The sequence below is a fragment of the Halomonas organivorans genome (genome assembly GCF_014192055.1).
In the GTDB taxonomy this organism is placed as follows: Bacteria; Pseudomonadota; Gammaproteobacteria; order Pseudomonadales; family Halomonadaceae; genus Halomonas; species Halomonas organivorans.
The window spans coordinates 1-1511 of sequence record NZ_JACHXM010000061.1 but is presented as its reverse complement, the minus strand read 5'-3'; the positions used below and the strand labels follow the sequence as shown (position 1 = coordinate 1511).

Below are 1511 nucleotides of genomic sequence, written 5' to 3'. Positions count from 1 at the left end.
CGCCGAGAGACGAGACGAACAGACTACGGTCTGGAAGTCATCGATGCCACGCTTCCAGGAAAAGCCTCTAAGCTTCAGATACAGTGGGACCGTACCCCAAACCGACACAGGTGGTCAGGTAGAGAATACCCAGGCGCTTGAGAGAACTCGGGTGAAGGAACTAGGCAAAATGGTGCCGTAACTTCGGGAGAAGGCACGCCGCACTAGGGTGACAGGACTTGCTCCTCGAGCCCGACGCGGTCGAAGATACCAGGTGGCTGCAACTGTTTATTAAAAACACAGTACTCTGCAAACGCGTAAGCGGACGTATAGGGTATGACGCCTGCCCGGTGCCGGAAGGTTAATTGATGGTGTTAGCTCACGCGAAGCTCCTGATCGAAGCCCCGGTAAACGGCGGCCGTAACTATAACGGTCCTAAGGTAGCGAAATTCCTTGTCGGGTAAGTTCCGACCTGCACGAATGGCGTAATGATGGCCACGCTGTCTCCACCCGAGACTCAGTGAAATTGAAATCGCAGTGAAGATGCTGTGTACCCGCGGCTAGACGGAAAGACCCCGTGAACCTTTACTACAGCTTCACACTGGACGCTGATGTTGCTTGTGTAGGATAGCTGGGAGGCTTGGAAACCCGGTCGCCAGATCGAGTGGAGCCAACCTTGAAATACCAGCCTGGCATCATTGGCGTTCTAACTCAGGTCCGTGATCCGGATCGAGGACCGTGTGTGGTGGGTAGTTTGACTGGGGCGGTCTCCTCCCAAAGCGTAACGGAGGAGCACGAAGGTACCCTCAGCACGGTTGGAAATCGTGCAATGAGTGCAAGAGCATAAGGGTGCTTAACTGCGAGACAGACACGTCGAGCAGGTACGAAAGTAGGTTCTAGTGATCCGGTGGTTCTGTATGGAAGGGCCATCGCTCAACGGATAAAAGGTACTCCGGGGATAACAGGCTGATACCGCCCAAGAGTTCACATCGACGGCGGTGTTTGGCACCTCGATGTCGGCTCATCACATCCTGGGGCTGAAGTCGGTCCCAAGGGTATGGCTGTTCGCCATTTAAAGTGGTACGCGAGCTGGGTTTAGAACGTCGTGAGACAGTTCGGTCCCTATCTGCCGTGGGCGTTGGAGATTTGAGAAGCGCTGCTCCTAGTACGAGAGGACCGGAGTGGACGTACCTCTGGTGTTCCGGTTGTCACGCCAGTGGCATCGCCGGGTAGCTATGTACGGACGGGATAACCGCTGAAAGCATCTAAGCGGGAAGCCCCCTTCAAGATGAGATCTCCCTGAGGCCTCGAGCCTCCTGAAGGACCCAGCAAGACCAGCTGGTTGATAGGTCGGATGTGGAAGCGCTGCAAGGCGTTGAGCTAACCGATACTAATTGTCCGTGAGGCTTGACCATATAACACCCAAGTGGTCTGTCGATGACAACAGACGACGCCGGATACGCGAGACGCATCTCGTCAGCATGATTTGCATTGCCCTTTTTCGCCTGACGACCATAGCGTGCGGGAACCAC

The 1511-nt window shown here is 55.2% G+C and carries 1 rRNA gene (running past one end of the window); it reads left to right on the top strand.

What is annotated here, in order from left to right:
• Positions 1-1394, top strand: a 23S ribosomal RNA gene (locus FHR96_RS22195) (it extends 1563 nt beyond the left edge of the window).
• Positions 1395-1511 lie beyond the last annotated feature (117 nt).